Raw genomic sequence first — 24,174 nt, 5'->3', positions numbered from 1 at the left:
GTCATTCCTATTGATGTTCGCTGGCGTCAGGCGACAAGCAAGCTGGTCATTTTAGTCGATCGCTTAAAATCAGATTTTGGTAGCACAGTATGGCAGCATCTAATGATAATTCAGGGAACATATATCAGTCAGAAACAGAGGTGTCAGATGCAACTCTGGCAAGTTCTAAAGCAGGAGATCAACTTCAGGAATTGCTAATCATATTGACTGAAATCCAGTTACTGAAGCAATCAAAAAAAGAACCTATCGAGCTAAAGTTACCGCCATCTGAAAAATCAGCAGAGCGACTTGAGGAAGAGGAAAATCGGCGCAACCAATTGTCTTTTTTGATCGAATCACCTGCGGTTGTACCGGAAGTATTGAATAATCATGAAGAGATACCACCTCAAAGACGACAAAACAAGAACGAAGAAGCAGGCTTATCTAGAATCGCTAATTTAGCAAACAATGAGCGACCGTCGGAAGAAGATTTAGAAAAAGCAGTCGAAGAGTTTAAACGGTTGCAGGAACTGTTGTTTGAAAGGGATTTGCCGGAATTTTACAGTAATATTTTCAGCGTAGAACAAAGGTTAGAAAATTTTGAGAAACTAATGTCTGAGCCGAAAGAATTGATGAATTTATTGAAACCTTTAATTCCCGAGTTAGTGAGAGAAGAGCTAGAGCGGTTGAAGTTTCAATTAAACCAGGCGATAGAACTCGTCGGCAACGATAAAATCAATCGCCTGGAAGTTCAGACAAAATTAGCGGATTTGGAAAATCAAATTTCTGATTTCAACCAGCAGCAATTGGGAAATTCAGAACAGTTAGTTAAACGGCTAATGTTGATGGTGGGAGATCTGCTCAACCGCAAGGTAGAGGAGTCTAAGTTAGAGGTGACTTCGGCGATCGCACCGACAATCAATCAAGTAGTTGACAATCAAAATGGACTGGAAGAACAAGTAGTCATAATTGAAGAGAAACTTGCGACTGTTCAGCAGCGTTACCAGCAGCAACCGGAAGATATTATCAAACAGTTAGTCCCGGTAGTTAGCGATTTGCTCGCCCGCAAAATTAGTGAATTAAAGTTAGAAGTTGTAGAAACACTTGCACCCTCAGTACAGGTAAGAATAGCTTGGGTAGAAATAGAAGAAAAAGTATTGAGCATCGTCGAGCGCCGGCTGGCTACCCAAGAGTCGCCAATTCAGACGCCAGAAGAGATTATGGCGATGCTAATGCCAGCAATCACGGATTTGCTGAACCGGAAAATTGATGAATCAAAATTAGAGGTAGCAGCAGCGATCGAACCTTTGATTGAATCAGCAATTCTGCAAAGAGAAGTTCCAGGAAAATTGAGCGATGTAGAAAGTAGGCTCAATAATCTTCAGCGCCAGCAAAAATCTCAGCCGGAAGAAATCCTGGCAAGGTTGATGCCGTTAATGATTGAGTCGCTGAACCGGAAAATTGACGAGACAAAGTTAGAGGTGACAGAGGCGATCGCACCTGCTGTCGATACTGCTATTCAAAACAGCGGTATTGCAGCAAAAATATTGCAAAATGAAAGTAAGATTGTCGAAGTTCAGCAGCAAGTTTTAGGCGAGATCGAAGGGTTGATGGGAAGAATCATGCCCGCGATCTTGGAAATGCTGTCCGGAAGCATTCGGGACGCTAAGCTAGAGATAGAATCTGCGATCGCCCCTACTGTCGATGCGATCGTTCAGAACAAAAAGATTGATGAAAGACTCGGAAATATCGAACAAAAGATTGTGGCGATCGAACACCGGATTTATCAATCGACAGACTTGTTTACAGATTTACTCAAACCCTTGATTGACGAGCTGATGGTTAGCCATCACTCCCAACTAGAAAAATCTGTCATCCAATCTATTTTACCGTTATTAGATGAAGTGGTAGGTTATAATTACAATCTCAACAGTAAAGTACAGGAACTAGAACGCAAAATAACTGATGCTGAATGGGGAGGCGATCGGGCAGAATTAATGGCCCGAATTAAAAGCATCTTTCCAGAAATGATGATCCAAACAATTAATGACTCTAGAAAATCATTTGCCGAAACCATCGCTCCGATAATTGATGAAGTAATTGATACCAAAATCCGAGAAAATCGGCAGTCGTTTGGAGTAGCCCTAGCGCCTTCTATTCCTGTGGGAATCAGCCACAGAATTAGTGAATATCCCGATGAAATTGCCATAGCGCTGGCGCCGGAAATGGCCTCGGCAATCAAACAGCAAATTACTATCAAGCGAGAAGCAATGTCGGATGCACTTTATCCGATCATCGGCAGCACAATTTTAAAATACATCGGCGAGACGATGCGCGAGATTAACGAAAAGTTGGATCAATCGTTAAGTCCTGATGCGATCGCTCGCAAAATTAAAGCCAAATTGCAAGGAATTTCTGAAGCAGAATTGCTAATGCAAGCAACAGCACCGCTGACTGTTAAAGCTGTATTTTTGATTCAAAAAAATTCTGGATTGTTAATTGCAGGAGTGCAGCCGCCTGAAAGCGAAGAGCTAGAATCAGAAATGATAGCAGGGATGCTGACTGCTATTCGCTCTTTTGTCAACGACTGCATATCTCAATCGGGAAATCTTGCAGAGATTGATGCGGTACAATACGGGACATCTTCGATAGTATTGGAAGTAGCAGGTTCGTGTTATCTAGCAGTAGTGATCGAAGGAGGAACCCGCCAATGGTTTAAGTACAAAATGCGAGCAATATTTAAGAATATTCTTCAAGAATACGGAGAGCAAATTCAGGCATTTAACGGAGATCCGACTCGTCTGCCTCCAGGAGTAAACTTAAACTTGCAAAAGTTAATCGATACAGAGGTAAAAGTTAAATCTACTAAGATTCCAATTTTACCAGTTATCGGTTTGGCAGTGTTAGGTTTAATTGGCGTAGGTTGGGGCACTCATGAATACCGCAGCGGAATTGCAGCGACTTTAGAAGCAGATACAAATTTAGCTTTACAATCTGCTCCCGACTTATCGGTTTATCGCCTTGCGGCAGATGTTAAAGATGGAGTATTAGAGATTTCGGGACGAGTGCCGAATCAAAAGCTGCGAGTGAAAGCGGAAAAAATCGCTCAGGATGCAGCTCCCAAATTAAGAATTGACAATAAAATTATAGCCGTTGAAGTACCTCCCGATCCGGTTTTAACCGAAGCTGATGTCAAGCGGACTGTGGCTCTTTTGAATAAGTTAGAAAGCATTAATATCTCGGCTCGCTATGCAGAGGGAAAAGTCGCGATTGCAGGTAGTGTGAGCAAAGCAACGGATGCTCAGAAAATTACTCAAGCTTTTGAGAAAATTCCGGGGGTGAAGTCGGTAACAAATACAGTGGGAATCGGAACTCAACTGCCGTCACCGCCAATAGAAGTTCGCCTTTATTTCGGTGCTGGTTCGGCAATTTTGTCGCCGAAAGATATAGCACAAAAACTGAGCAAAGTTAAACAATATATGGAGGAGAATAGCACGACTAATTTGAGGGTAATTGGCTACAGCGATTTTAAAAGCAGCCCTGCGGAAAATCAAAAGTTGGCGCTGGAAAGGGCGATAAATGTGAAGGCTGCTCTGGTTAAAGAAGGGATAAATGGCAATAGAATACAAGTTGCTTCTACTAAGGGTCGTCCCGAAGGTGTGGAGGCTAATCAACCGCTGTGGCTGAGCAGATTGGTCATGTTTGAGGTGGTAAATTAAATTGGGTAATGGGGCATCGGGCATCGGGCATCGGGCATCGGGCATCGGGCATCGGGCATCGGGCATCGGGCATCGGGAATTGCTAACAAATAACAAATAACAAATAACAAATAACAAATGACTTCTTCGTCTTAACTTAATCGTATTCGGCCGGAGGTAAAGGCTTGTATTCGATCGCCTGCCAAGCATACTAACAACCGGCCGCATCCGTCAATCCCGGCGGCTTCTCCGCAGATAGTTTCCGACGCAAGTTCGATCGCCACATTACAGCCAATCAGCCCGTCGCGACGGCGCAATTCCGGTAACAGTCGCGCTAAACCGGACTTTTCGGGTGCCCTGTCGGTGGTGGAGAACATATCGGCTAGTTCGAGTAAATAGTGCCGGAGTCTGGCAAGCAAACAGAGTTCATCGGGCACATTACCCGCAATAGAATGCAAGCTTACCGCATTGCCGATCGCCCTGGCATCCAATCCTGCCGCCGCGAAATCTACGCAGCGGTTGATGCCAATTCCGACAACCACGCGAGTGCCGAATGTGTTCCCAGAAGTGGCTTCACAGAGAATTCCGGCTAATTTTTGTCGATCGATCCAAACATCATTTGGCCATTTCAGGCGCAGCATATCGCGACATTCGGGCACCAAATCCTCGATCGCGAAAATCACAGCCAAACCGACTGCTAAACTGAGTCCGGGTAACAGATTGGGATTGAGGTTGTCGAGTACAAAACTCGCAGTCAAAACACCGGTTGGGGCGTACCAGGTGCGCCCTTGTTGTCCGCGCCCGTTGGTTTGCTGCTTAGTAAATACTACATCTCCGTGGTGCAGTTGGTCTGCGCGGGCGATCGCCCAACTGTTGGTACTGGGACAAGTATCCAAAGAGTGCAGCCAGTGACGAACTAACTCATTATCAACAGTATTTATCAACCTTACCTCAGTAGGAATATCCCCTATCCTCTCAACTTCATTATTTTCTAATTTCTTGAGATTTTTTCATATCATTTTTCACAAAAATTATATCGCACGGTGCATATTAATAATTCATCTCTCTATTCTCTTCCTCTGTGTTCTCTGTGTTCTCTGCGGTTAAATCATATTGTATAAATCTAAAATCTATCGCAAATTTATGCTATTAAAGGACGCAATCCTAGGGAGTAAGAAACCCAGATTCTTCGTATATATAGTTGAAAAACCAATATTTATCCCAGAAAACGGGTTTCTTTAGCCTTAGTTTTCTCCTCGAAAAAAGACAACCAATCGCCGCACAATTTACGCTGCCGATTGCCCTTGCATTTCCAGCAACTCAGGAATCGTCACAAACCGATATCCCTGCTGTTTCAAACCAGCAATCATCTCCGGTAAAGCCTTAATAGTCCGAGATCGATCGCCCCCGCCGTCGTGCATCAACACAATCGCCCCCGGCTTGGCATTCTTCAACACATTCTCAACAAAAGCTTCTGGTTGAGCGCGGGGATCGGTATCAGCAGAAGTTACCGACCACATCACCACAGAATAATTTTGCTCCTTAGCATACTTAGCCAAACCATTAGTCAAAACTCCTCCCGGCGGGCGGAAATAAGTAGTCTTAACTCCCGTCGTTTCGTAAATAAGTTTTGCCGTGCGATCGATTTCGCTAGCCGCCGTCGCCGCATCCATCGGATCGTAAGGGTGATGCCACGTATGATTGCCGATCGCGTGACCTTCTGCTACAACTCGACGAGCAATGTCAGGAGAAGCTTCGAGAGATTTACCTATCCAAAAAAATGTTGCTTTAATGTCATTTTGCTTAAAAATATCCAGCATTTGTTCAGTTGTTTCTGGCCACGGCCCGTCATCAACTGTTAAAGCAATAACTTTTTGGGAATATTTGATTGTCCCTTCAAAAACAGTTTTTCCCTGAAACTGCTCAGGTGGCACAAAAGTCAAGTTTTTTTCTTTGGATTCCAATACGGTGAGAAGTTCCTCAATTGTGCGATCGAGATTAAAGCCTGTTCGATCTTCTCCAACCTCCTTTGCTAGCCGATTTACCGTTAAGGATTGCTTGAGGTTCTGCACGGCGGCGGTTGCAGGTTTGTCGCTTCCTTGTTGGTTTCCTGGCAGCAGCGTACCGACGATAAAGCTTATTGTAGCCGCTGCTAGGGCGATCGCCACAAAACGCCATTTTTTTCGCAGTCTTTGAAACAGATGATTTCCGGTCACTTGGGATTCCTTTCACTCCACACTGCCGATAATGATAATGGGAATTTCAAGGAAAAGAAACCTTATTTTTGATAAATATGTCTCAGCGGGGATTGACAGCGGGATCGGAAGGGCGATCGAATCCGGGCGATCGAATCCGGGCGATCGAATCCGGGCGATCGAATCCGGGCGATCGGAAGCGGGCGATCGAATCCGGGCGATCGGAAGCGGGCGATCGAATCCGGGCGATTGAAATCGCGCCTAGACAGACGAAACCCGCCTGCGCGGGTTGAAGAAATTGCCAGCGATTGCGATTAAGGGCGATTTCAATCACCCGATATATTTAGGGGCTTAGAAGTTTCTTGAGTCCACGGAGGTGGACATTGTTTGTATAGCCGCGATTTCTAATCGCCCGGTATATTTATCGCCCTGTATATCTTTAAAGCCTTGCCGCCAGTAAATAGGGGGCGATGGGAAGCGGGCGATTGAAATCGCGCCTAGACAGACGAAACCTGCGGAGGCGGGTTGAAGATTTAAAGCCTTGCCGCCAGTAAATCCCGAATAATTGGGATTTTCGCCGCAATTTGCGCTTGAGGTACCTCCGTTTGCAGCCAACTCTCGCGCCCTGCAAGTCTCGCAACCCACTGCTGCAACTTCGGATACTCATCAAAAGATATGTCAAACATCCCCACAGAAGGAACCGCAGTCCCCGCCACGACTTCCGCCAAAGAAAACTGTTCGCCAGCAAAAAAAGTGCGCCGATCGGCCAACAAGCCCTCAAAAAACCTCAGCACGGTTAATATCTGTTGCTTTGACTGTGCCAACTTTTCCTCACTGTCTCCCGGCACACCCAGCATTTGCCTGGTTAAGGGAAACATTGCCGGCAACAGTTCATTTAAAGTCAGCATGGACACCATCCGCACAATTCCCAAGGCTTTCGCCTCTGTCGGTAGCAGTGGGGGCGTCGGATATTTGGCATCTATATAATCGAGAATTGCCAGCGACTCCACCAAAGTCAAATCTCCATCCACCAACGCCGGTATGCGGTGAAACGGGTTAATTGCCAGAAAATCCGGTGCAAATTGGTCGCCGTCGAGGTTAAGTGCGATCGGCTCAAACGCAACTTGTTTCTCCAGAAGTGCCACCCACACGCGACGAGAATTCAGAGAAATCGGATTGTAGTACAGTTTCAGCATCGGATTTTTCTCGAACGACACCACCAGTTTAGCAGCCAAATGTCTTGATTTTAGGTAGTTTGGCAGAGTGGGAGTGTTCGGAAAGGGCGATCGACACCCCATGTCAAAAAAAGATTTCAAAAAAAGTTGTATTACCCCCTTGACAGTCTTGTAGCACACAATGTAGTATAAATATATAGCAACCGGGAAAGAGCTTCAAAGCTTTAACTCACAAGCAATACGAACCTTGAAAACTGAATAGGAAATTAACAATGTCACATACTTTTGGACATTTGGCGGTGTAGACTCCGGCAACCATAACCCCTAGGTTGTAGTACGCGGAATCAACCGCCACCCCGTCCAAACACAAACCTTTGTGGGGCTGTAGCTCAATTGGGAGAGCGTCGCTCTGTCACAGCGAAGGTAGCGGGATCGAAACCCGTCAGCCCCGTCAAGCAATTTTGGATTTTGGATTTTGGATTTTGGATTTGAGCTGTAGGGTGCGTCGCCATCAAAAATCCTAAATAATATCGACAATCTCATAGCGACGCACCTTATTTGAGATATTGAGATTTTAGATTTGAAATTTTGATTTAAAATTTTAAATTTTAAATCGACTCAAATCTCAAGTAATAATTCTTCAATCTAAAATCTAAAATCCAAAATCAATAGTCCCGTAGGCAAAAGTCAAGCCGTCTGCCCCTCAAGCAGAAGATTGCGAGTGCAAACCTCGTCGGGACTCCCAGGTTAGGTGGCTGAGTGGCTCAAAGCATCGGTCTGCAAAACCGAATTTCGCGGGTTCAAATCCCGCCCTAACCTCTGTTCCCAATTGTAATTAAAAATTACATAAATTCCATGAAATTTAATTATTTAGGGTACGCACTGTAAAGTCGGTCATTCTACAAAACAGAGGAAGTAAAGCCTAATAGACATTGACGGAGGTTAGAAGTTATGAAGACCAAAACTACCGTTCTTTCAAAGTTCATGCCAAACGATGTATCAAATAATAGTGCCAACTTGGAAGATCAGTTGACTGCGTTCGTTCAAAAATCCCTTGCTGACAGCTATTCTCAAGACGTTGATGCTACTTTGCAACAACTTGATGCAGCATGGGAAGCTCAGAAATTGGTTTGGCAAATGCGAGATGATACCAAAGTTTGAGCGAACAAGTTCCAGAAGCTTACTTGTTTTGAAAAACGAGAAATTAAAAGATTAAACCAACACTCTTTTAATTGCAGTTTTTAACTTTGAAAGTAACAAAGCAACACAGTGCTCGACGCACAGGTAGTTAGAAACCGGGTTTTTTACGAAAATTCTTCACCCGAGCCCAGAGATTAGGTAAAAAGCCCGGTTTCTTTGAACTTATATCGCAAGCAGGGATGGTGTAACTGGCAACACTCTGGTCTCCAAAACCAGCATTCTGAGTTCAAATCTCAGTTCCTGTGCCAAATTTTTAATATCAAATTTTTAGTGCTGTAGGCAAATGGTTTAAGCCGCTTGGTTTTCACCCAAGTGATTTGCGGGTTCAACTCCCGTCAGCACTGTGTGTGGGTCGTTGGCAGAATGGTTTTGCAGCCGCCTTTTAAGCGGATGGATCGAGGTTCAATTCCTCGGCGACCTACCAAATTTTCAACCTTGGGTCGGTTCTCATATTGGTATGAGTAGCTGTCTGTAAAACAGTAGCTTAAAGCATTGCTGGTTCGATTCCAGCCCGACCCATGCGATTTTAGATTTTGGATTTTAGATTTTGGATTTTTAGATTCAAGATTTAAGATTTGAGATTTGAGATTGTAAATTATTTGTAATTGCATTTAATATGCAATTGCAATTATGAGAATGTGTTGTAATCGGACAACAACTCAGTTTGCGCGGCTGAAGATTTGGGGGTTCAAATCCCTCCGTTCTCGCTCATTGAGGAGAGGTGGCCGAGAGGCTTATGGCGCTTTCCTGCTAAGAAAGAGCGGCTTAACAACCGTCGAGGGTTCAAATCCCTCTCTCTCCGTTTTCCCCCGATAGCTCAGTTGGTAGAGTGCTTGTGTGAAGAACAAGAGGCCGTCAGTTCGATACTGACTTGGGGGATTGCGTTGCCTCATAGCTCAACGGTAGAGCTGCACGCTGTTAACGTGATGGTTGTAGGTTCGAGTCCTACTGAGGCAGCCATTTTTCAAATTGCCGGGTGGACAAATTGGTAAAGTCGGATGCCTCTGAAGCATCAGTTTGTAGCTTCAAAGCCTACCCCGGCATTCAATTATTGGGAAGTCGCCTAATCGGTATGGCACCGCTCTTTGAAAGCGGACAAATGTAGGTTCAAGCCCTACCTTCCCAGTTCTGCTATTACCAAAGCAGATTAATTATACTCCTGTAGCCCAATTGGAAGAGGCGGCAATTTCAAAAATTGTCAAGTGTGAGTTCAAATCTCACTAGGAGTACCAAATTTTCCTTAAGTTTATACTTGCTCTTGTGGCGGAATTGGCAGACGCGGCAGACTTAAAATCTGTTCTATTTTGATTGTGAGTTCGAGTCTCACCAGGAGCATGAACGGGATGTGGCGCAATTTGGTAGCGCGGCGGCTTTGGGAGCCGAAGGTTGCAGGTTCAAATCCTGCTATCCCGACTTTACCCCTGTGATGTAATTGGAAAACATTACTCGCTCAGAACGAGTATTTTGCAGGTTCAAATCCTGTCAGGGGTACTTGGTTAATAGCCAATTTCTACTATTTGCTCTCGTGGCGAAACGGCAGACGCGCTAGTTCGAGAAGCTAGTTTTTTACAGGTTCAAATCCTGTCGGGAGCATGAATTTTTAATATATATAAGATAAAATTACAGTGGTTAACTATCAACTATCAACTATCAACTGTCAACTGTCAACTGTCAACTATTTTGCCCTTGTAGCCCAATTGGAAGAGGTGCCTCGCTTAGAACGAGGAGGTTGCTGGTTCGAGGCCAGCCAGGGGTATTTGGTGATATCGCGGGTGAAGTAGCCTGGGTAGGCTTGGAGGTCTCATAAGCCTCTTCATAGCAGGTTCAACTCCTGTCCCCGCCACCAAAATTGCAGGTGTGATGTAATTGGCAACATGAGGCTCTTGTAAAGCTTTTATGCGAGTTCAAATCTCGCCACTTGCTTGTCCTAAAGCTCAGAAGGAGTCTATCTAATTGTGCTAACTTTTCAATAGAAGTTACAGAGCTAATTTTTTGTAGCAAATCCGAGTTAAAAGCATGAAAAGAATTGCGATCGCCCAAAACACGCTAAAAATTCTCGAAGATGGTTGCTACTTGTCCCCGGAAGGCAAGCAGGTTAAGATCGATCGCCAATTAGCCTCCTGTATTGCTGGGACGGCATACTACGAACCCGAAGCCCTGTCAGCGATTCAGGAAAACGTTCTCTCAGGTACTCCCCAATTCTCGAACACGGAATTTATGGTGAGAAATGAGACAACGCTGGTGGGTGCAGAGCGTATAGGGCGATCGCACAAATTTGCAAAAATAGGAGTCCTAAATTTCGCTTCTGCCAAAAATCCGGGTGGTGGATTCATCAGAGGCGCTCAAGCGCAAGAAGAGAGCTTAGCACGCAGTTCTGCACTGTACAAAAGCCTCTTAAAATGTCCTAAATATTACGAGTATCATCGCTCTCATAAATCGCTGCTCTACTCCGATCGACTCATCTACTCTCCCGGCTGTTCAGTATTCCGAAAAGATGATGGAACTTTGCTTGAGGAACCTTATCTTGTTGATTTTATCACGAGTTGCGCTCCGAATGCTGGTGAGATTTCCCGAAAAGAGTCAGAAAGTACGGGAAAAATTCGCGAAACTCTGTACGGACGCGGTGCAAAATTGTTGGCTTTAGCTGTTAACAAAGGTTCCGATGCGTTAATTTTAGGAGCTTGGGGATGTGGTGTCTTCAGGAACGATCCATCTATGGTAGCTCAGATGTTTGCAGACTTTTTATTGCCAAACGGTCAATTTGCTGGCAGATTCAAAAGCGTACTATTTTCCGTCCTAGACTCTAGCGAAGAAGGAAGGATATTTGCAGAATTTGACAGTAGATTTTCCTCAAATTAATCGAGATTTTTCATAACGATGAGCAGTCTATAAAAGCAGTTTTACATTTTCGATCGCGCGGATATGGTGTAACGGTAGCATTCGAGTCTTCCAAACTCTAGGCACGAGTTCGAGCCTCGTTATCCGCTTGGCTGATTAAACAGTTGACAGTTGACAGTTGACAGTTGACAGTGAAGTTTTACAATTGTTGACAAGTGACTGTTACACGTAAACTAAAATATCAAATTTGTTTGCGGGTGTGATGTAAAGGTTAGCATTTGAGTATGCCATTCTCAGCGCATGGGTTCGAGTCCCATCATCCGCTTTTGGAGTCCTGTTTGCTACAAGCAAGAGCGGGGTAATATCCTGTCATGACTACCAATTTATGGGAGTGTAGCTCAATGGATAGAGCGCCGCGCTTCGGACGCGGATGTTGTGGGTTCGACTCCTACCACTCTCGTTGTTATTGCTTGATTTTAAGGAGGTTGATTCCATTGAATGATTAATTTTTTATATTGCAAAACTTACCTATTCGATCGAAGAAACCGGGTTTTTTATCTCATCTTTTGGTGAAGGCGGAAGATTTTCGGAAAAAACCCGGTTTATGACCATTGATGCGTAAGTCTTATGTTAAGAGCGATTCCCTACGGGATAGCTGCGCCGCGCGTACTTTGCGTGTCCCAATCTTTGGAGCCTACATACTTTAGTACGAGAGGAAAGGTAACGCTGTCAAAAACGGCGCGCGTTTGCGAACGGGGAGTGCAGTGAACCCGATAGGTAGGCTTAGAAGTAGCCATCCTTTAAAGAGTGTGTAATAACTCATCGGCGGAGTCCCTCTAGTAACTCAGAAAACGCAATGCTCTGATAACTCGCACGCAAATAGTGCGATCGGCGCAGCTATCCTTAGGGAATTGCACTATTTCACCTTTTAATAAAGTTATAACCAAAGGAGTTTCCCATGCCTGTAATTGCTATGGAAGTAAAAACCGCGCAAAATCATCCTAATGCTGATGCGCTATATCTCTATAATTTTGAAGCTCCAGGGCATGATTCAGTGCAAATTGTTGCCAACTCAGAAAACATTTATGATGTTGGCGATATCGTTGCGATAGCCTTAACTGATTCTGTGCTGAAAGACGGTACTATAATCAAACCGGCAAAGCTGCGAGGTGTTTATTCTTTTGGTATGGCTTTGGGCAAAGTTGATGAAGTAATTGGTATCGATTTGTCGGCAATTTACTGTCAACAAACAGCGGATCGATCGACCGTAATGCAAACATGGCCGAGCATCGAACTGCTGTACAATCTTCGCCGCAGTTTAGAATTGGTTGGAGAAGCTCCGAAGATAACTTATCGAGCTAAAATTAAACTCGACGGTACTAATGGTGGCATTCAAATCTTTACTGATGGTAAAGTTGCTGTCCAAAGTCGATCGCAAATAATCTCCCCAGAAAACGACAATCTCGGCTTTGCGAATTGGGTAAATCAAAATATCGATTACTTCTCTCGATTGGCGAGTACCGAACACGCAACTATTTTTGGGGAATGGTGCGGTAAAGGCATTCAGAAACGGACGGCTGTATCTGAGATCGATCGCAAAATCTTTGCAGTGTTTGCGGTTCAATTTGGCGGCATAGATGGAAAAGTTGCCAAACTGGAAATTCGCCCGGACAAAATCGCTGAGTTTTTGCCAAAACATCCCGATATTTTTGTCTTACCTTTTTATGGAGAACCGATTGTTTTGGATTTTGGCGATCGCACTCAACTAGAATCGGCTGTTGATATTCTCAATCAAGCGGTTGATACTGTAGAAAAACTAGATCCTTGGGTGAAAGAAACTTTCGGCCTCGAAGGGATTGGCGAAGGCTTGGTAATGTTTCCCGAAAGCGGCGAACTTGCGGAAAGGTTGTCTTATGCGGAACTGCTGTTCAAAGCCAAAGGCGAAAAACACCAAGCTATAAAAACAAAACAACCAGTTCAACTCGACCCAGAAGTTGCTCAAAGCATTGATGACTTTGTGAATCTGTTTGTAACCCCTGCTCGATTAGAACAAGGGGTGACAGAAGTTTGTTCGGGTCAGTTTGAGATGGACAAAATCGGAGCATTTTTAAAATGGTTTAACGCTGACGTACAGAAAGAAAGTGTTGCAGAACTAGAAGCTGCTGGCTTGACCTGGAAAGAGGTTAATAAAGCAGTGATGAATGCAGCCAAAAAATGGTATCAAGAAAAGTCGAAAGCTTTGTAGGTGTTGGATTTGCAATAAGTCCTGTAGGGGCGGGTTCGCCAACAATAACTGCCTACAAATAACAATCTTATAAACCCGCCCCCGCCCAACGACAAATCCCAATTAATTGAATGAACATGATGTTAATTAAAGATTGCCCATAAATCAAAGAAACCGGGTTTTTCATACAATCTGCGAACTATAGCGAAGTATTTTCGCAAAAAACCCGGTTTCTGCCCACCCGCGCTCCAGCCTTATTAACAAACAATACGGGAGTGTAACTCAACTGGATAGAGTGTCGAGCTTCTACCTCGAATGTTGTGGGTTCGAGTCCTACCGCTCCTGTTAAATGGGTTCGTAGCTTAACTGGAAAAGCATCTAGCTGGCTGCTAGAAAGATATCGGTTCAAATCCGATCGCAATCCACCAATCTTGGGTCTGTAGCTTAATTGGAAAAGCACTTAGTTCGCAACTAGGAAAATGTCGGTTCGAGTCCGACCAGTATCCACCAAAAAAGGGGTCATAGCTCAATTGGTAGAGCGCTTGCCTTGCACGCAAGAGGTTAGGAGTTCAATTCTCCTTGATTCCATGCGGTATCTGAAGTCGAAGCGGTCGAGACGCTAGCCTGTGAATCCCTCAGTGCGAGCGTCCCGCTCGCGAGCAACACCATAACGTCCCGTCGGATACCCTTGGAAGATGCCGCTAAACGGTTGGCAACTGGCCTCGAAAACCAGGGTACAGGCAACTGTAAAGGTTCGATTCATTCATCTTCCTCTTAATATCAAATCCGGTTTATTGTACCGATAATCCTAGGGATAAAGCAGTGCTGTGTCCTTACAAATACGGCGCGAGGCGACAGGGATTTGATCTCACCACCGGAATCCGAAAAGCGAGGAACTGTGCTGATAACGCAGAGGTAGAAGGGGCAGTACCTTCCCGGTGGATTTCCTATGTTTGAGCCATAGGAATCATGGATGTTTTGCATCATGGAAGATGCCGCTAAATGGTCAGCAACTTGTCTTGAAAACAAGGGTACAGGTAACACCTGTAAGGGTTCGATTCCTTCATCTTCCTTAATGAAATATTCGGGGACTTGGCAAATAGATTTGCTATCCTATAAGTAGGTAGACATATATATTACCTGTCCGAAAAGATAACGAAGTAATCCGAAAACCCTGCGATTGCTTCGTTCCTCGCAATGACATTGTTGCATTTATTTATGTCCACCTACTTAGCAATAGAAATTTTGGGGAGGTCGCCTAAATGGAATGGCACCGTAAAAACTAGGTAAAGCGGCTCTCAAAAGGACGATCGCGTTTGTTGAGTAGGGTAAAAAGTTGCTTCGCGACGTTCCCTGAAAACACAAACTGGCAGCGGGTTGCAGATGCACTGAAAGGAATTAACAGTCCGAGATGGGGGCAGTTCCCGTCTGCTTGCGGGCAGTAAGGAAGCGCGTTTCCTGAAAGTTGCTGTCGATCGATGCGGGTTCGAGTCCCGTCCTCTCCATTCTTGGTTCAAAACCGAGGAGTTTCAACCCGTGCCCTAACAGTTAAAGCATACATACCCGGCTGTTAACCGACTAAAACCAATGCTTTGCGGACTTGCACGGGTTGAATCTCAGAACCTCAGTTGCCGTTGAGGTTTAGATCGCGATCGCAACTGCCGATCGGGCGCAGTCGAGTCATCAACTGCTTCAACAAGAAGCCATTGCTGTTCCAAGCGGTATAAGGACTTGCCCCTTGTCCTTTGAGGGACAAGGTTTGTCGGGCTTTGTTGTGGCAGATTGTTGCCAACAGGCTAATGACAGCGACTAAGCCGAGTTCATCGACAAGGGCTTCGAGTTCATTTTGGGTCACAAGTACACCTCCAGGGTTGACTATTTCCCTAAAGGATAGCATAATGGGGTAAGACTGGGTACTAAATGGGGTTAGTCAGTGGTATCTTTATCATCAATGAGCTTATATTCCTTGATAGTTGCCAGGAGCATCAGTTTAGACATGGATATTCCTGACTCGTCAGACAGCTTCTTCAGCTTTTGATGGATTCGGTTAGGCATTGTGACTTTTATGGTTTTGGAAGCTTCATCTTGTTCGGCCATTTTCAGCAGTCATATTTAGTTGACATCAGCTTATCTTCTTTCGGAGTATCGATCGCCCTTTCCTTCTATTGTCTCTAGAGATGCGGGCGATCGCGCCGTTGAAAAGCACTACTGCTACCATGGTTTCAGCCTTGGTGATTCCCAAAACTTCTTAACAAACAATCTTAAACATGAGAAAACTCATATATTACGTGGCTTCCACCGTTGACGGGTTTATTGCTCGCGAAGATGGCTCCTTTGATTGCTTTCCGATGGCCGGAGAGCATTTTGCCGATTTGTTCGATCGCTTTCCCGAAACCATTCCGGCTCACCTTCACGAAGCGCTGGGAATTAATTTTTCAGGAAACAAGCAATTTGATGCTGTTTTGATGGGGCGCAAAACCTATGAAGTCGGGCTAAATGTCGGTTTGACTAATCCTTATCCCAGCTTGAAGCAGTATGTCTTTTCGCGCAGTATGACAGCCAGCCCCGATGGGAATGTTGCACTGGTTTCGGAAAATGCTGTTGAATTGGTTCAGGAATTGAAGCAAGAAACGGGTAAAGACATCTGGCTGTGCGGTGGTGGTGAGTTAGCAGCAACGGTGGTTTCAGAGATTGACGAGATGATTGTCAAGTTGAATCCGGTAGTCATTGGGGCGGGAATTCCTGTGTTTGCAAGGGCGATCGCGCCGACGAATCTGGAATTGGTCGATCGAAAAATCTACAGTAACGGTTTCATGCTGCTGCACTATCGATTGCAAAAATGAGGTGTTTTGGCGATCGTATAAAATTATCTGCGTTAATCCGCGTTCATCTGCGGTTAAAAATAAAAAATATTTAGGTAAAATTTATGATGAATTTAAAACACTTCGACTATTATCTAGTGCTCGATTTGGAAGCAACCTGCTGCGACAAAGGATCGATCGCCCGAAATCAGATGGAAATTATCGAGATCGGCGCAGTGATGGTAGATTCCACAACCCTAACAATCGTTGATGAATTTCAAACCTTCGTCAAACCCGTGCGCCATCCCATTCTCACCGAATTCTGCACGGCGCTAACATCGATCGCCCAAACGGAAGTCGATCGGGCTCCAACTTACCCAGAAGCAAGCGCGATGCTGAAAAACTGGCTGTCTGGCTACCCAAACGGTGTATTTGGTTCCTGGGGAGACTACGATCGCAAACAATTTAAAAAGGATAGCAACTTTCATCAACTTCCTTTTCCCATTGCTTATCCTCACATCAATCTCAAACAATTGTTTTCAGAAACCCAAGGCTTGCCAAAACGATACGGCATGGAAAAAGCCTTAGAACTTGCGGCTTTACCCCTAGAAGGAACCCATCACCGAGGCATTGACGATGCTAGAAACATCGCTAAATTGTTGCCCTATATTCTACGTCAAAAAAACCTTACTTGATTCTAGGTTCGTAGTGAGGACTTTAGTCCTTATTCTAGGTTCGTAGTGAGGACTTTAGTCCTTATTCTAGGTTCGTAGTATCGTACCGTCGGTGCGGGCGTCGTTTCCAAGATTCAGCGATAGCATTTTGCTGAATTGACAAGTAACAGAAAAGCCAATTGCCCGAATGGTAATTGGCTTTTCTGTTTGCTTGTTTGTAAAGGTGCTGTTGTAAGATAGTTAGTGGGGCGATCGCCAGTCAATAGAAATAACGTTCGTGCCTGCACAACACAGTTGAATTCAAAAAACGCATGATGCTACAATACGTACATGAATTTTGAGTGGGATGAAAACAAAGCAGCGAGAAATCTGTCAAAGCACGGAGTCTCATTTGAAGAGGCAAAAACTGTTTTTGACGATCCGCTATATGTCGATTTCTACGATCCAGACCATTCTGATGAGGAAGATCGATATATTATTGTAGGAGAATCGCGCCGAGGCCGTTTATTAATAGTGTCTTATACGGAAAGGGGCAAGACAATTCGTTTAATTAGCGCCAGAGAAGTAACTAGAAAAGAGCGAGAAGTTTATGAAGAAGGCTGAAACAGATATGGAAGACGAACTGCGATCGGAATACGATCTGAAGAGCTTGCGAGTGAGAAAAGTAGGTCATGCACGCAAGAGTTTTAGCGGGCTGACAGTTCATCTGGAACCTGATGTTGCAGAAATGTTTCCTGACTCTGAAGCAGTGAATGAAGCTCTAAGATTTTTGATGAGAGTTATGAAAGAAAATAAGTATTCTGTCGGTAATATTAAAGGCGATGGTTAGCAGTTAGTGAAGGATCTCGCGATCGAACAAAATATGCGTTTTGCCATCCGCGAAGGCGATCGTACCGTCGGTGCGGGCGTCGTCTCCAAGATTCAGCGATAGCATTTTGCTGAATTGATAAGTAGCAGAAAACTTACGCATCAAAACCCAAGAAACCGGGTTTTTTGCCCTTGCTGTGGGCGACAACGAAAGATTTTCGTAAAAAACCCGGTTTCTGACCACCCGTGCGTCCAGGACTATAGCAGAAAAGCCAAACCTATTTGGGTAATTGGCTTTTCTGTTTGCTTGTTTATTATGTAAAATGATTAGTGGAGCGGTGGAACCAAAATTTTATAATAAAACATTTGAAACACAAATGAGCCAGGAATTATGTCAAGCTGTTTGTCATCTTGATTTTGACAGAGTTATCGCTCTCCTATATCGGGGAGATGATATAAATTTTAGAGATGAAAGTTGCTCAGATAGTACCCCTTTACACCAAGCAATTATGGTAGAATCCTTCAGGATGGCTGAAACATTAATTGCTAGAGGCGCAGATGTTAATGCAGCAGACAGAGCTAACAATACACCTCTACATTCATCTATCTCCTATAAAAATCTAGAGTTAGCAAAATTGCTGATTGACTCTGGTGCCGATGTAAATTTCCGGTGCGGTACTGGCTCTGTAGACACTCCTTTACAGGCAGCAGCTTGGAACAACCAACCCAAGATTGTTGAAGCACTTGTTGCTGCTGGAGCAGATATCAATATAGTCGATCGTTATGGGCAAACCCCTATTCTGGTTGCAGCTTGGAAAGGACATCAAGAAATTCTCGAAATACTATTTTCTCAAGGTGCTGTTGTCAACATATACATTTCTGCTGCACTCGGCAATATTCAGGAGGTTGAGTCTTACCTTGAACAAGGGGGCGATCCAAATGCTCGAACCGGACGAACACCTCCTTACGGCAATACTTTGTTGTACTTCGCAGTAGCAAATAACCAAATTGAGGTAGCTGACCTACTAATTAAGTATGGTGCAGATGTGAATGGAGAATGCGCTCAAGGTTTTTATCCTTTGATCGCTGCTTCCTGGTTGGGTTTTGTGGAAATGGTGCAACTATTAATCGATCGCGGAGCCGATGTTAGCGTCATCATAGATTTCGGGAATGGAGCTTTAGAATTAGCAGCAGAGAACGGACACAAAGAGGTTGTGCAAATTTTGCTCGAACGCAGACTGTCATTAGAGGGAACCGCTTACGGCTATGAAAATCATATCGAGCGAGCGATGGATGAAGCGGCTGCGGGAGGACACAAAGATGTGGTCAGGTTTTTACTGTTGCAAGGAGTAACAATTAGCAAAACAGCTATTCACGCTGCTGGGGAGCGGGGACACAAACCAGTTGTAGAAATTCTAATCGCTTTTGGAGCTGATGTTAATGCTAAAGATTATAGCGAAAATACAGCCTTACACAAAGCAGCTCTCAAAGGACATTTGGAAATTGTGCAACTTCTATTGATTTCAGGAGCCTATGTCAATGCTAGAGATAATAACAGATGTACAGCATTACACAACGCAGTTTCACTCGGTCACTTAAATATTGTGCGATCGCTCTTAGCTTCTGGAGCAGAGGTGAATCCACGGAATCAACGGGGCTGTACCCCTATTCAATTGGCTAAGTGCAGAAATCAACAAGATATAGTTGAGGTTTTGATGGCTCAATCGCTCAAAATAGGATTAGATATGCGATCGGTTTGCAGTTCATGCCAATACAGACGATCGCGATCGTAAATTTTATGCGGATGCTACGTGCTATCGACTAAATTTAAATAGCAAATTCGTTATTTCATAAGCTACTATAGAAGCAATAACTCACAGGTTACGAGTATGACTTCGACACCGAACACTCAAACAAAGATTATCCGAACAGAACGCGGACTGACTATCGCAGGTACGCGCATCACCTTAATAAGGTCGATCGCTCACGATCGCGAAATCGCCCCCGATCGCACTTTTTGCAGTTCCGGCAATTTGAAAGCCAAAACAATATCTGCTTGAGGAATTCCCGCCGCCATCAACTCGTAAGCAACTCCATCTTCCGTACCATCGTGTTCGATCCACAGCTTGTTGTCGATAATTTCAATGTGGATCAAATTTCCGTAGATGCGATGACCGTTTTGCCAGCCTGTTTCGACTAACAAATAGCGATCGCGCTTTTCATCTAATACTAATTTGACCTCAGCTAGGTCGTCATTACCGAGAAAATCGATATATTCTTGGAGAATTCTTTCAACGATGTCGCGATATTGAATGTTTAATGAATCCATTGCACGATTGCCTCCTCTGCTGGCTCGAAGGTAACTAAACGAATGATACCATCAGTAGCTTGCGGGTTCTTGGCTCTTGTCGATCGCCCTTACAGAAAACTCGCCAGCCGGCGATCGCCACAAATATTTACAAAAATAGTTGATATTTCAGATTAGTTGTGTTATAGTAGCCTAGATGCGGGAGTATAGCTCAGTTGGTTAGAGCAGGTGACTCTTAATCTCAAGGTCGAAGGTTCAAGTCCTTCTACTCCCATCCTCAAACAACATAGTACAATGCCATTACCCGCAAGCTGTAGTGTTCTCGTCAATCTTAAAAAATTGAAAAGAATATTTGAGTCAATGAGCTTGTAAAATAATTTTCATGAACATCCAGCAATTTGTTGACAATTCCCTCGGACAGTGGCGATCGCAGCGCAGCGCCCATCACTTGACTTTCCGACACTTTGAAGCGATCGAGTCAGTCATTGATATCGTTGCACTCTCACCCGATGATGCTGCCGTAATCGACCTCTGCAAATCCTACAACATCGACCCAGCCCAAGCAGTCAACCCCTTTCACATGGCATGGGAAGGCCAGTCAGATTGGGATGAAAACGCTGAAATGAAAGGCAGTTGTATCCTCGTACCAATCCCAGATCCCACAGTCCCCAATCGCGGTAAACTACTGCGAGACCAAGGATATGCCGAAACCATTCCCGCCGCCGCCGACTATCACATCACAGACGATGGCACCTTTGTCCTCCTCACAAGCTACGATAACGCCGCCGCCGAAGAAAAAATTTGGTTTGCCAATCCCAACCTGCGCTTTCGTGTTTCCCTGATCAAAACCAGTAAAGGAAGTGGAGTTGTCACCGCATCATTTTCTTCAGAAATTCGATCGCTCTCCGGCAAATAATACCACAAATAAAAAATCATGGAACAATATTTGTAGGGTGCGTCGCCACAAACAATCCCTAATTTAAATCGACAATATCGCAGCGACGCACCTTACCTAAAGAGTAGATGAAACAAGCAGAATAATTGTTTTGTAACCAGAGTTTTGACAAATGGTAGAGCGGTTCTCAACCAAGTGATGTACTCACCGCCAATTACCAATTACTAATCCGTACCTCACTTGATAATTGCTATATAACAAAGTAAAAAAACTTATGAATTCAGTTAAAACAAATAATGATTTAATCACTCTGGCTCAGTGGATGGCCGGGGATTTCAGCAACTACAAACAATCCTTTGAAAAACCACAACAATTTGCCCACATTCATATATTTTTCCGCCCCTTACCATTTGATTTTTTTAACGCCATTGGCTTTTACTCCGAGCAGGTTTATGACCACGATCTGTGGACTCCCTACCGTCAAGGAGTCCACAAATTAATAGACCAAGGAGAACAAATTTATATTGAAAATTATAGTCTCAACGATCCAGTACAATACGCCGGAGCAGCACGGGAATTAAGCATTCTCAAAACAATTAAACCAGATTGCATTCAACGGCGCTACAATTGCTCTATGGTTTTCAAACGAGAAGGAGAAATGTTTCGTGGTAGTGTAGAACCAGGAAACCAGTGTCTCATCGAAAAAAAAGGTTGTTCAACCTACCTCATCAGCGACGTGGAAATTACCGAAACAACCTGGAGCAGTCTCGATCGCGGTATGGATGTAAATACTCACGAACAGATTTGGGGCTCAGAGAATGGCTCCTTATGGTTTGAAAAGCGTCAAAGTTTTGCCGGAGAGCTACCGCCTCTCTAATTTTCCCGCCGACGAATTTCCAGGCGAGCGCAGCACATACTACAGCCACACCTATTACCCTAAAAGACTCCTGTACCCCAAAAAACTCCTGTAGTACGTGAAACAGCAACCTCCCCTGGAATGTTACATTATGTAAAGTTTTCTAATATAACATCCAATTATGGTAAATTTTCACATAACACAATAGTGGAGATTTTTTAAATGGTTTTTGGACCTGCATCTCGACTTGGAGTCAGTTTATTTGAAGAAACACCCTGTTTAGAACTGATTCCAGGACGTTCACAAGAAGAAGTAGAAACCATTATTCGTGCCGTCTACCGGCAAGTTTTGGGTAATGCTTACGTCATGGAAAGCGAACGGGCAACAATTCCTGAATCGCAATTCAAAAGTGGTGCATTGAGTGTACGCGAATTTGTCCGCGCTCTGGCAAAATCCGACGCTTACCGTTCTCGCTTTTTCGATACTTGTCCTCGCTATCGGTTTCTTGAACTGAATTTCAAACATCTTCTCGGTCGAGCTCCGGATGGCCTAGAAGAAATGAGAACCCATAGCACTATCTTAGATACTCAAGGCTACGAGGCAGATATTGATTCTTACCTCGACAGCGATGAATACCAAAACGCCTACGGCGAAAATATCGTTCCCTACTACCGAGGCTACAAAACCCAACCAGGACAAAATATGGTTGGGTTTACTCATATGTTTGCTCTCTTGCGCGGCCCTTCCAGCAGCGATTTCAAAGGAAGTCTTTCTGGAAAATCCCCAGTTTTGAACAAATACGTGATTCAAGAAACCCCTGTAGCAGTCATTCCTCCTTCCGGCGGTTCAGTTGGAGATGGTTGGTCATTTCCCGATAGACAGCGCGGTGCTAAAAGTGTTTACAACGTTGCTTCTGGTGACGAAGGTAAGGTTTTCCGTATCGAAGTAACTGGCTATCGCACTTCTGCAAAGAATCGGGTTCAAAAAATTCGGCAGAGCAACCAAGTTTATGTAGTGCCGTTTTCCAGACTTTCCCAAGAATATCAACGCATCCACAAACAAGGCGGCGTAATTGCCAGCATCACTGCTGTCAACTAGAAACCGTTTAAACTTCTAGCTTCACGACTTGGGGAATTACCTCCCTGAGCGTGTTTTTCTTCAATCCTTAATTCCCTGTTTTGAAACGTTATTTAGTCTTAGGAGAAACTCAATGAGTGTGGTTTTAGATGCACCAGTAGAACTTTGGTCTACTAGCAGTTCCGATGATACACAGGCCGTAATTCGGGCAGTTTACAAGCAAGTGCTCGGCAATCCCCACGTGATGGAAAGCGAACGCCTGACTGTGGCAGAATCCCAGTTGTGCGATGGTGGGACGACAGTACGGGAATTTGTCCGCGCTGTGGCAAAATCCGACTTCTATCGCAGTCGGTATTTTGAATCATGCGCTCCCTACCGCTTTGTCGAGCTAAACTTTAAACATTTGTTAGGTCGCGCTCCCTTAGACCAAGCAGAACTTTCTGAGCATATTCGCACCTGTATCGAAAAAGGCTACGATGCAGAAATTGACTCGTACCTTGACAGTCAAGAATATGAGGACAAATTTGGCGAGAATACAGTCCCTTATTATCAAGGCGCAAAAAGTCAACTCGGACAAAAGCAAGTTGGCTACAATCGCACTCTTTCCCTGTATCAAGGTTATGCAGGAGTTGACAGTGCTTTTACCGCTTCTCGCTTAGTTGACTTCGTAGCTGGTAATAGTGGTAACAAAATTACTTTACCAAGCACAGGCGGTCGCATTAGTGCTTCCAAAGATGCCACCGAAAAAATGTTCAAGATTGTTGTCAAAGGAGCTAAATTTGATAGCCCTCGCCGAGTGAGCAACACTGAATATCTTGTCTCTGGTGGGAAGATGACTCCGCAAATTCAGCGCATTCATCGCGCTGGCGGAAAAATTGTCAGCATCACCGAAGTTGCTTAAGCCATAGACTGATGACGCGAGCCTGAGTCGGGGATAACTAGAAACTTTCTTGGGTTCCCCTTTATGAGCTGAGCTAGATTCTTCTATCGTTTTTTTTGATTGAGGTTTCGTATCTTAATACTTTCTCTAGAGCGAGTTTCTTATTCGCTCTTTTTCTGTTTAAAAAAGCCAAAAACTTGATTTATAGAAGAAGGCCTTAATTATCTAGGGGAGAAGGAAAAAATATTTGGTCGAAGCACGTCCAGGACTGTTTCTCAAATCTAAATTCTAAAATGGTATTATAAAACTTTATTAAGTTTGTAAGCAGTAGTAAGCAATAGTAGTATCATATAGTCAAAATGGTAAACTGAGAGAATTATTGCGATTGTCAAAAAATGGAGAGTCTGAATGCAACTAGCAGAGAGGCACATCATTAAATCCACCGAGAATCGTTTTGTTAAAATTGATGAATTAGCCTTTAAATCCAAAAATTTGTACAACGCGGCTAACTACCTTATCCGTCAAAGTTTTGTCTATGGATGGGGTTATATCAATTACAACGAAATG

General features: G+C 44.2%; 20 protein-coding genes, 29 tRNA genes, 2 pseudogenes and 1 other annotated feature. Of the genes and pseudogenes, 44 read left to right on the top strand and 7 right to left on the bottom strand.

Going from position 1 to position 24,174, the window contains the following annotated elements; genetic code table 11:
* Positions 1 to 89 precede the first annotated feature (89 nt).
* Complete coding sequence (locus tag JGK36_RS16650) at positions 90 to 3,698, top strand: OmpA family protein (RefSeq protein WP_293183780.1); 3,609 nt, start codon at positions 90 to 92, stop codon at positions 3,696 to 3,698.
* A gap of 131 nt (positions 3,699 to 3,829) precedes the next feature.
* Here the strand turns inward: JGK36_RS16650 and JGK36_RS16645 are convergent, their stop codons facing one another.
* From JGK36_RS16645 to JGK36_RS16630, 4 genes are all read right to left on the bottom strand, one after another.
* Positions 3,830 to 4,621 carry a biotin--[acetyl-CoA-carboxylase] ligase gene (locus JGK36_RS16645; protein ID WP_293183782.1) on the bottom strand — a complete coding sequence of 264 codons (792 nt, stop codon included), beginning with the start codon at positions 4,619 to 4,621 and terminating at the stop codon, positions 3,830 to 3,832.
* Positions 4,622 to 4,963: 342 nt separating this feature from the next.
* Positions 4,964 to 5,893, bottom strand: coding sequence for a polysaccharide deacetylase family protein (locus JGK36_RS16640; RefSeq protein ID WP_293183785.1), 930 nt, complete (start codon positions 5,891 to 5,893; stop codon positions 4,964 to 4,966).
* 82 nt (positions 5,894 to 5,975) lie between these two features.
* Positions 5,976 to 6,206, bottom strand: coding sequence for a hypothetical protein (locus JGK36_RS16635; protein WP_293183788.1), 231 nt, complete (start codon positions 6,204 to 6,206; stop codon positions 5,976 to 5,978).
* 199 nt (positions 6,207 to 6,405) lie between these two features.
* On the bottom strand, positions 6,406 to 7,188 hold the full coding sequence (locus JGK36_RS16630) for a glutathione S-transferase family protein (RefSeq protein ID WP_363319705.1): 783 nt from the start codon (positions 7,186 to 7,188) through the stop codon (positions 6,406 to 6,408).
* 237 nt (positions 7,189 to 7,425) lie between these two features.
* Between JGK36_RS16630 and JGK36_RS16625 the strand changes: the two genes are divergently transcribed.
* The 30 genes from JGK36_RS16625 to JGK36_RS16480 all read left to right on the top strand — a co-directional run bounded on the left by JGK36_RS16625 (position 7,426) and on the right by JGK36_RS16480 (position 13,897).
* Positions 7,426 to 7,498, top strand: a tRNA-Asp gene (locus tag JGK36_RS16625).
* Between the two features lie 219 nt (positions 7,499 to 7,717).
* Positions 7,718 to 7,792 (top strand) — tRNA-Glu (locus tag JGK36_RS16620).
* A tRNA-Cys gene (locus JGK36_RS16615) sits at positions 7,793 to 7,866 on the top strand.
* 132 nt (positions 7,867 to 7,998) lie between these two features.
* Positions 7,999 to 8,208, top strand: coding sequence for a hypothetical protein (locus tag JGK36_RS16610; RefSeq protein ID WP_293183792.1), 210 nt, complete (start codon positions 7,999 to 8,001; stop codon positions 8,206 to 8,208).
* Positions 8,209 to 8,420: 212 nt separating this feature from the next.
* Positions 8,421 to 8,495, top strand: a tRNA-Trp gene (locus JGK36_RS16605).
* Positions 8,496 to 8,516: 21 nt separating this feature from the next.
* Positions 8,517 to 8,591, top strand: a tRNA-Glu gene (locus tag JGK36_RS16600).
* A 5-nt stretch (positions 8,592 to 8,596) separates the two neighbouring features.
* Positions 8,597 to 8,671 (top strand) — tRNA-Lys (locus tag JGK36_RS16595).
* A 13-nt stretch (positions 8,672 to 8,684) separates the two neighbouring features.
* Positions 8,685 to 8,766, top strand: a tRNA-Tyr gene (locus JGK36_RS16590).
* A gap of 113 nt (positions 8,767 to 8,879) precedes the next feature.
* Positions 8,880 to 8,954: transfer RNA gene (locus JGK36_RS16585), tRNA-Arg, on the top strand.
* 8 nt (positions 8,955 to 8,962) lie between these two features.
* Positions 8,963 to 9,049: transfer RNA gene (locus JGK36_RS16580), tRNA-Ser, on the top strand.
* A gap of 4 nt (positions 9,050 to 9,053) precedes the next feature.
* Positions 9,054 to 9,126: transfer RNA gene (locus JGK36_RS16575), tRNA-Phe, on the top strand.
* A gap of 6 nt (positions 9,127 to 9,132) precedes the next feature.
* Positions 9,133 to 9,207 (top strand) — tRNA-Asn (locus JGK36_RS16570).
* 10 nt (positions 9,208 to 9,217) lie between these two features.
* Positions 9,218 to 9,291 (top strand) — tRNA-Gln (locus tag JGK36_RS16565).
* A gap of 8 nt (positions 9,292 to 9,299) precedes the next feature.
* A tRNA-Gln gene (locus tag JGK36_RS16560) sits at positions 9,300 to 9,373 on the top strand.
* Between the two features lie 29 nt (positions 9,374 to 9,402).
* Positions 9,403 to 9,479 (top strand) — tRNA-Leu (locus JGK36_RS16555).
* A 22-nt stretch (positions 9,480 to 9,501) separates the two neighbouring features.
* A tRNA-Leu gene (locus tag JGK36_RS16550) sits at positions 9,502 to 9,582 on the top strand.
* A 4-nt stretch (positions 9,583 to 9,586) separates the two neighbouring features.
* Positions 9,587 to 9,660 (top strand) — tRNA-Pro (locus JGK36_RS16545).
* A 4-nt stretch (positions 9,661 to 9,664) separates the two neighbouring features.
* Positions 9,665 to 9,738 (top strand) — tRNA-Leu (locus tag JGK36_RS16540).
* Positions 9,739 to 9,766: 28 nt separating this feature from the next.
* A tRNA-Leu gene (locus tag JGK36_RS16535) sits at positions 9,767 to 9,840 on the top strand.
* 89 nt (positions 9,841 to 9,929) lie between these two features.
* Positions 9,930 to 10,003, top strand: a tRNA-Leu gene (locus JGK36_RS16530).
* Positions 10,004 to 10,098: 95 nt separating this feature from the next.
* A tRNA-Thr gene (locus tag JGK36_RS16525) sits at positions 10,099 to 10,170 on the top strand.
* Between the two features lie 93 nt (positions 10,171 to 10,263).
* Positions 10,264 to 11,106 carry a TIGR02452 family protein gene (locus JGK36_RS16520; RefSeq protein WP_293192626.1) on the top strand — a complete coding sequence of 281 codons (843 nt, stop codon included), beginning with the start codon at positions 10,264 to 10,266 and terminating at the stop codon, positions 11,104 to 11,106.
* A gap of 57 nt (positions 11,107 to 11,163) precedes the next feature.
* Positions 11,164 to 11,234 (top strand) — tRNA-Gly (locus JGK36_RS16515).
* 104 nt (positions 11,235 to 11,338) lie between these two features.
* Positions 11,339 to 11,410: transfer RNA gene (locus tag JGK36_RS16510), tRNA-Gly, on the top strand.
* 62 nt (positions 11,411 to 11,472) lie between these two features.
* A tRNA-Arg gene (locus JGK36_RS16505) sits at positions 11,473 to 11,545 on the top strand.
* Between the two features lie 310 nt (positions 11,546 to 11,855).
* Positions 11,856 to 11,911 (top strand) — a sequence feature (23S ribosomal RNA rRNA prediction is too short).
* A 132-nt stretch (positions 11,912 to 12,043) separates the two neighbouring features.
* Positions 12,044 to 13,330 (top strand): RNA ligase family protein, encoded by a 1,287-nt coding sequence (locus tag JGK36_RS16500; protein ID WP_293197517.1) that lies wholly within the window; start codon positions 12,044 to 12,046, stop codon positions 13,328 to 13,330.
* 250 nt (positions 13,331 to 13,580) lie between these two features.
* Positions 13,581 to 13,654 (top strand) — tRNA-Arg (locus tag JGK36_RS16495).
* Between the two features lie 6 nt (positions 13,655 to 13,660).
* Positions 13,661 to 13,737, top strand: a tRNA-Ala gene (locus JGK36_RS16490).
* Between the two features lie 5 nt (positions 13,738 to 13,742).
* Positions 13,743 to 13,819: transfer RNA gene (locus JGK36_RS16485), tRNA-Ala, on the top strand.
* A 5-nt stretch (positions 13,820 to 13,824) separates the two neighbouring features.
* A tRNA-Ala gene (locus JGK36_RS16480) sits at positions 13,825 to 13,897 on the top strand.
* Between the two features lie 31 nt (positions 13,898 to 13,928).
* Here the strand turns inward: JGK36_RS16480 and JGK36_RS16475 are convergent.
* Positions 13,929 to 14,072, bottom strand: coding sequence for a hypothetical protein (locus tag JGK36_RS16475; protein WP_293197515.1), 144 nt, complete (start codon positions 14,070 to 14,072; stop codon positions 13,929 to 13,931).
* A 224-nt stretch (positions 14,073 to 14,296) separates the two neighbouring features.
* Between JGK36_RS16475 and JGK36_RS16470 the strand changes: the two genes are divergently transcribed.
* A tRNA-Ser gene (locus JGK36_RS16470) sits at positions 14,297 to 14,382 on the top strand.
* A 551-nt stretch (positions 14,383 to 14,933) separates the two neighbouring features.
* On the opposite strand, the gene JGK36_RS16465 is transcribed toward JGK36_RS16470, so the two are convergent.
* A complete protein-coding gene (locus JGK36_RS16465) occupies positions 14,934 to 15,164 on the bottom strand; it encodes a hypothetical protein (protein ID WP_293183799.1) in 231 nt (76 codons plus the stop codon).
* A 412-nt stretch (positions 15,165 to 15,576) separates the two neighbouring features.
* On the opposite strand from JGK36_RS16465, the gene JGK36_RS16460 reads away from it, so the two are divergent.
* From JGK36_RS16460 to JGK36_RS16435, 6 genes and pseudogenes are all read left to right on the top strand, one after another.
* Positions 15,577 to 16,152, top strand: a complete 576-nt coding sequence (locus tag JGK36_RS16460; RefSeq protein WP_293183801.1) for a dihydrofolate reductase family protein — start codon at positions 15,577 to 15,579, stop codon at positions 16,150 to 16,152.
* An 83-nt stretch (positions 16,153 to 16,235) separates the two neighbouring features.
* A complete protein-coding gene (locus JGK36_RS16455) occupies positions 16,236 to 16,805 on the top strand; it encodes a 3'-5' exonuclease (protein ID WP_293197514.1) in 570 nt (189 codons plus the stop codon).
* A gap of 309 nt (positions 16,806 to 17,114) precedes the next feature.
* Positions 17,115 to 17,387 carry a BrnT family toxin gene (locus tag JGK36_RS16450; RefSeq protein WP_293183806.1) on the top strand — a complete coding sequence of 91 codons (273 nt, stop codon included), beginning with the start codon at positions 17,115 to 17,117 and terminating at the stop codon, positions 17,385 to 17,387.
* Positions 17,374 to 17,613 carry a hypothetical protein gene (locus JGK36_RS16445; protein WP_293197513.1) on the top strand — a complete coding sequence of 80 codons (240 nt, stop codon included), beginning with the start codon at positions 17,374 to 17,376 and terminating at the stop codon, positions 17,611 to 17,613. The genes JGK36_RS16450 and JGK36_RS16445 overlap by 14 nt, the downstream gene beginning before the upstream one ends.
* A pseudogene (locus JGK36_RS16440) lies at positions 17,614 to 17,715 on the top strand (hypothetical protein); the annotation flags it as partial.
* 199 nt (positions 17,716 to 17,914) lie between these two features.
* Entirely contained in the window at positions 17,915 to 19,384 is a 1,470-nt protein-coding gene (locus JGK36_RS16435; RefSeq protein WP_366516578.1) for an ankyrin repeat domain-containing protein, read from the top strand.
* Between the two features lie 191 nt (positions 19,385 to 19,575).
* Here the strand turns inward: JGK36_RS16435 and JGK36_RS16430 are convergent, their stop codons facing one another.
* On the bottom strand, positions 19,576 to 19,920 hold the full coding sequence (locus JGK36_RS16430) for a XisI protein (RefSeq protein ID WP_293183814.1): 345 nt from the start codon (positions 19,918 to 19,920) through the stop codon (positions 19,576 to 19,578).
* 179 nt (positions 19,921 to 20,099) lie between these two features.
* Between JGK36_RS16430 and JGK36_RS16425 the strand changes: the two genes are divergently transcribed.
* The 6 genes and pseudogenes from JGK36_RS16425 to JGK36_RS33895 all read left to right on the top strand — a co-directional run.
* Positions 20,100 to 20,173 (top strand) — tRNA-Lys (locus JGK36_RS16425).
* A 108-nt stretch (positions 20,174 to 20,281) separates the two neighbouring features.
* A complete protein-coding gene (locus tag JGK36_RS16420) occupies positions 20,282 to 20,815 on the top strand; it encodes a phycobiliprotein lyase (RefSeq protein ID WP_293183817.1) in 534 nt (177 codons plus the stop codon).
* 253 nt (positions 20,816 to 21,068) lie between these two features.
* Positions 21,069 to 21,671 (top strand): chromophore lyase CpcT/CpeT, encoded by a 603-nt coding sequence (locus JGK36_RS16415; protein WP_293183820.1) that lies wholly within the window; start codon positions 21,069 to 21,071, stop codon positions 21,669 to 21,671.
* 201 nt (positions 21,672 to 21,872) lie between these two features.
* Positions 21,873 to 22,748 carry a phycobilisome linker polypeptide gene (locus JGK36_RS16410; protein WP_293183822.1) on the top strand — a complete coding sequence of 292 codons (876 nt, stop codon included), beginning with the start codon at positions 21,873 to 21,875 and terminating at the stop codon, positions 22,746 to 22,748.
* Between the two features lie 112 nt (positions 22,749 to 22,860).
* On the top strand, positions 22,861 to 23,628 hold the full coding sequence (locus JGK36_RS16405) for a phycobilisome rod-core linker polypeptide (RefSeq protein ID WP_293183825.1): 768 nt from the start codon (positions 22,861 to 22,863) through the stop codon (positions 23,626 to 23,628).
* 387 nt (positions 23,629 to 24,015) lie between these two features.
* Positions 24,016 to 24,174 (top strand): annotated as a pseudogene (locus JGK36_RS33895) (RNA-guided endonuclease TnpB family protein); the annotation flags it as partial.

This window comes from Microcoleus sp. PH2017_35_SFW_U_B, assembly GCF_020737865.1.
GTDB lineage: Bacteria > Cyanobacteriota > Cyanobacteriia > Cyanobacteriales > Microcoleaceae > Microcoleus.
This window is presented reverse-complemented; position numbering and strand designations above follow the sequence as displayed.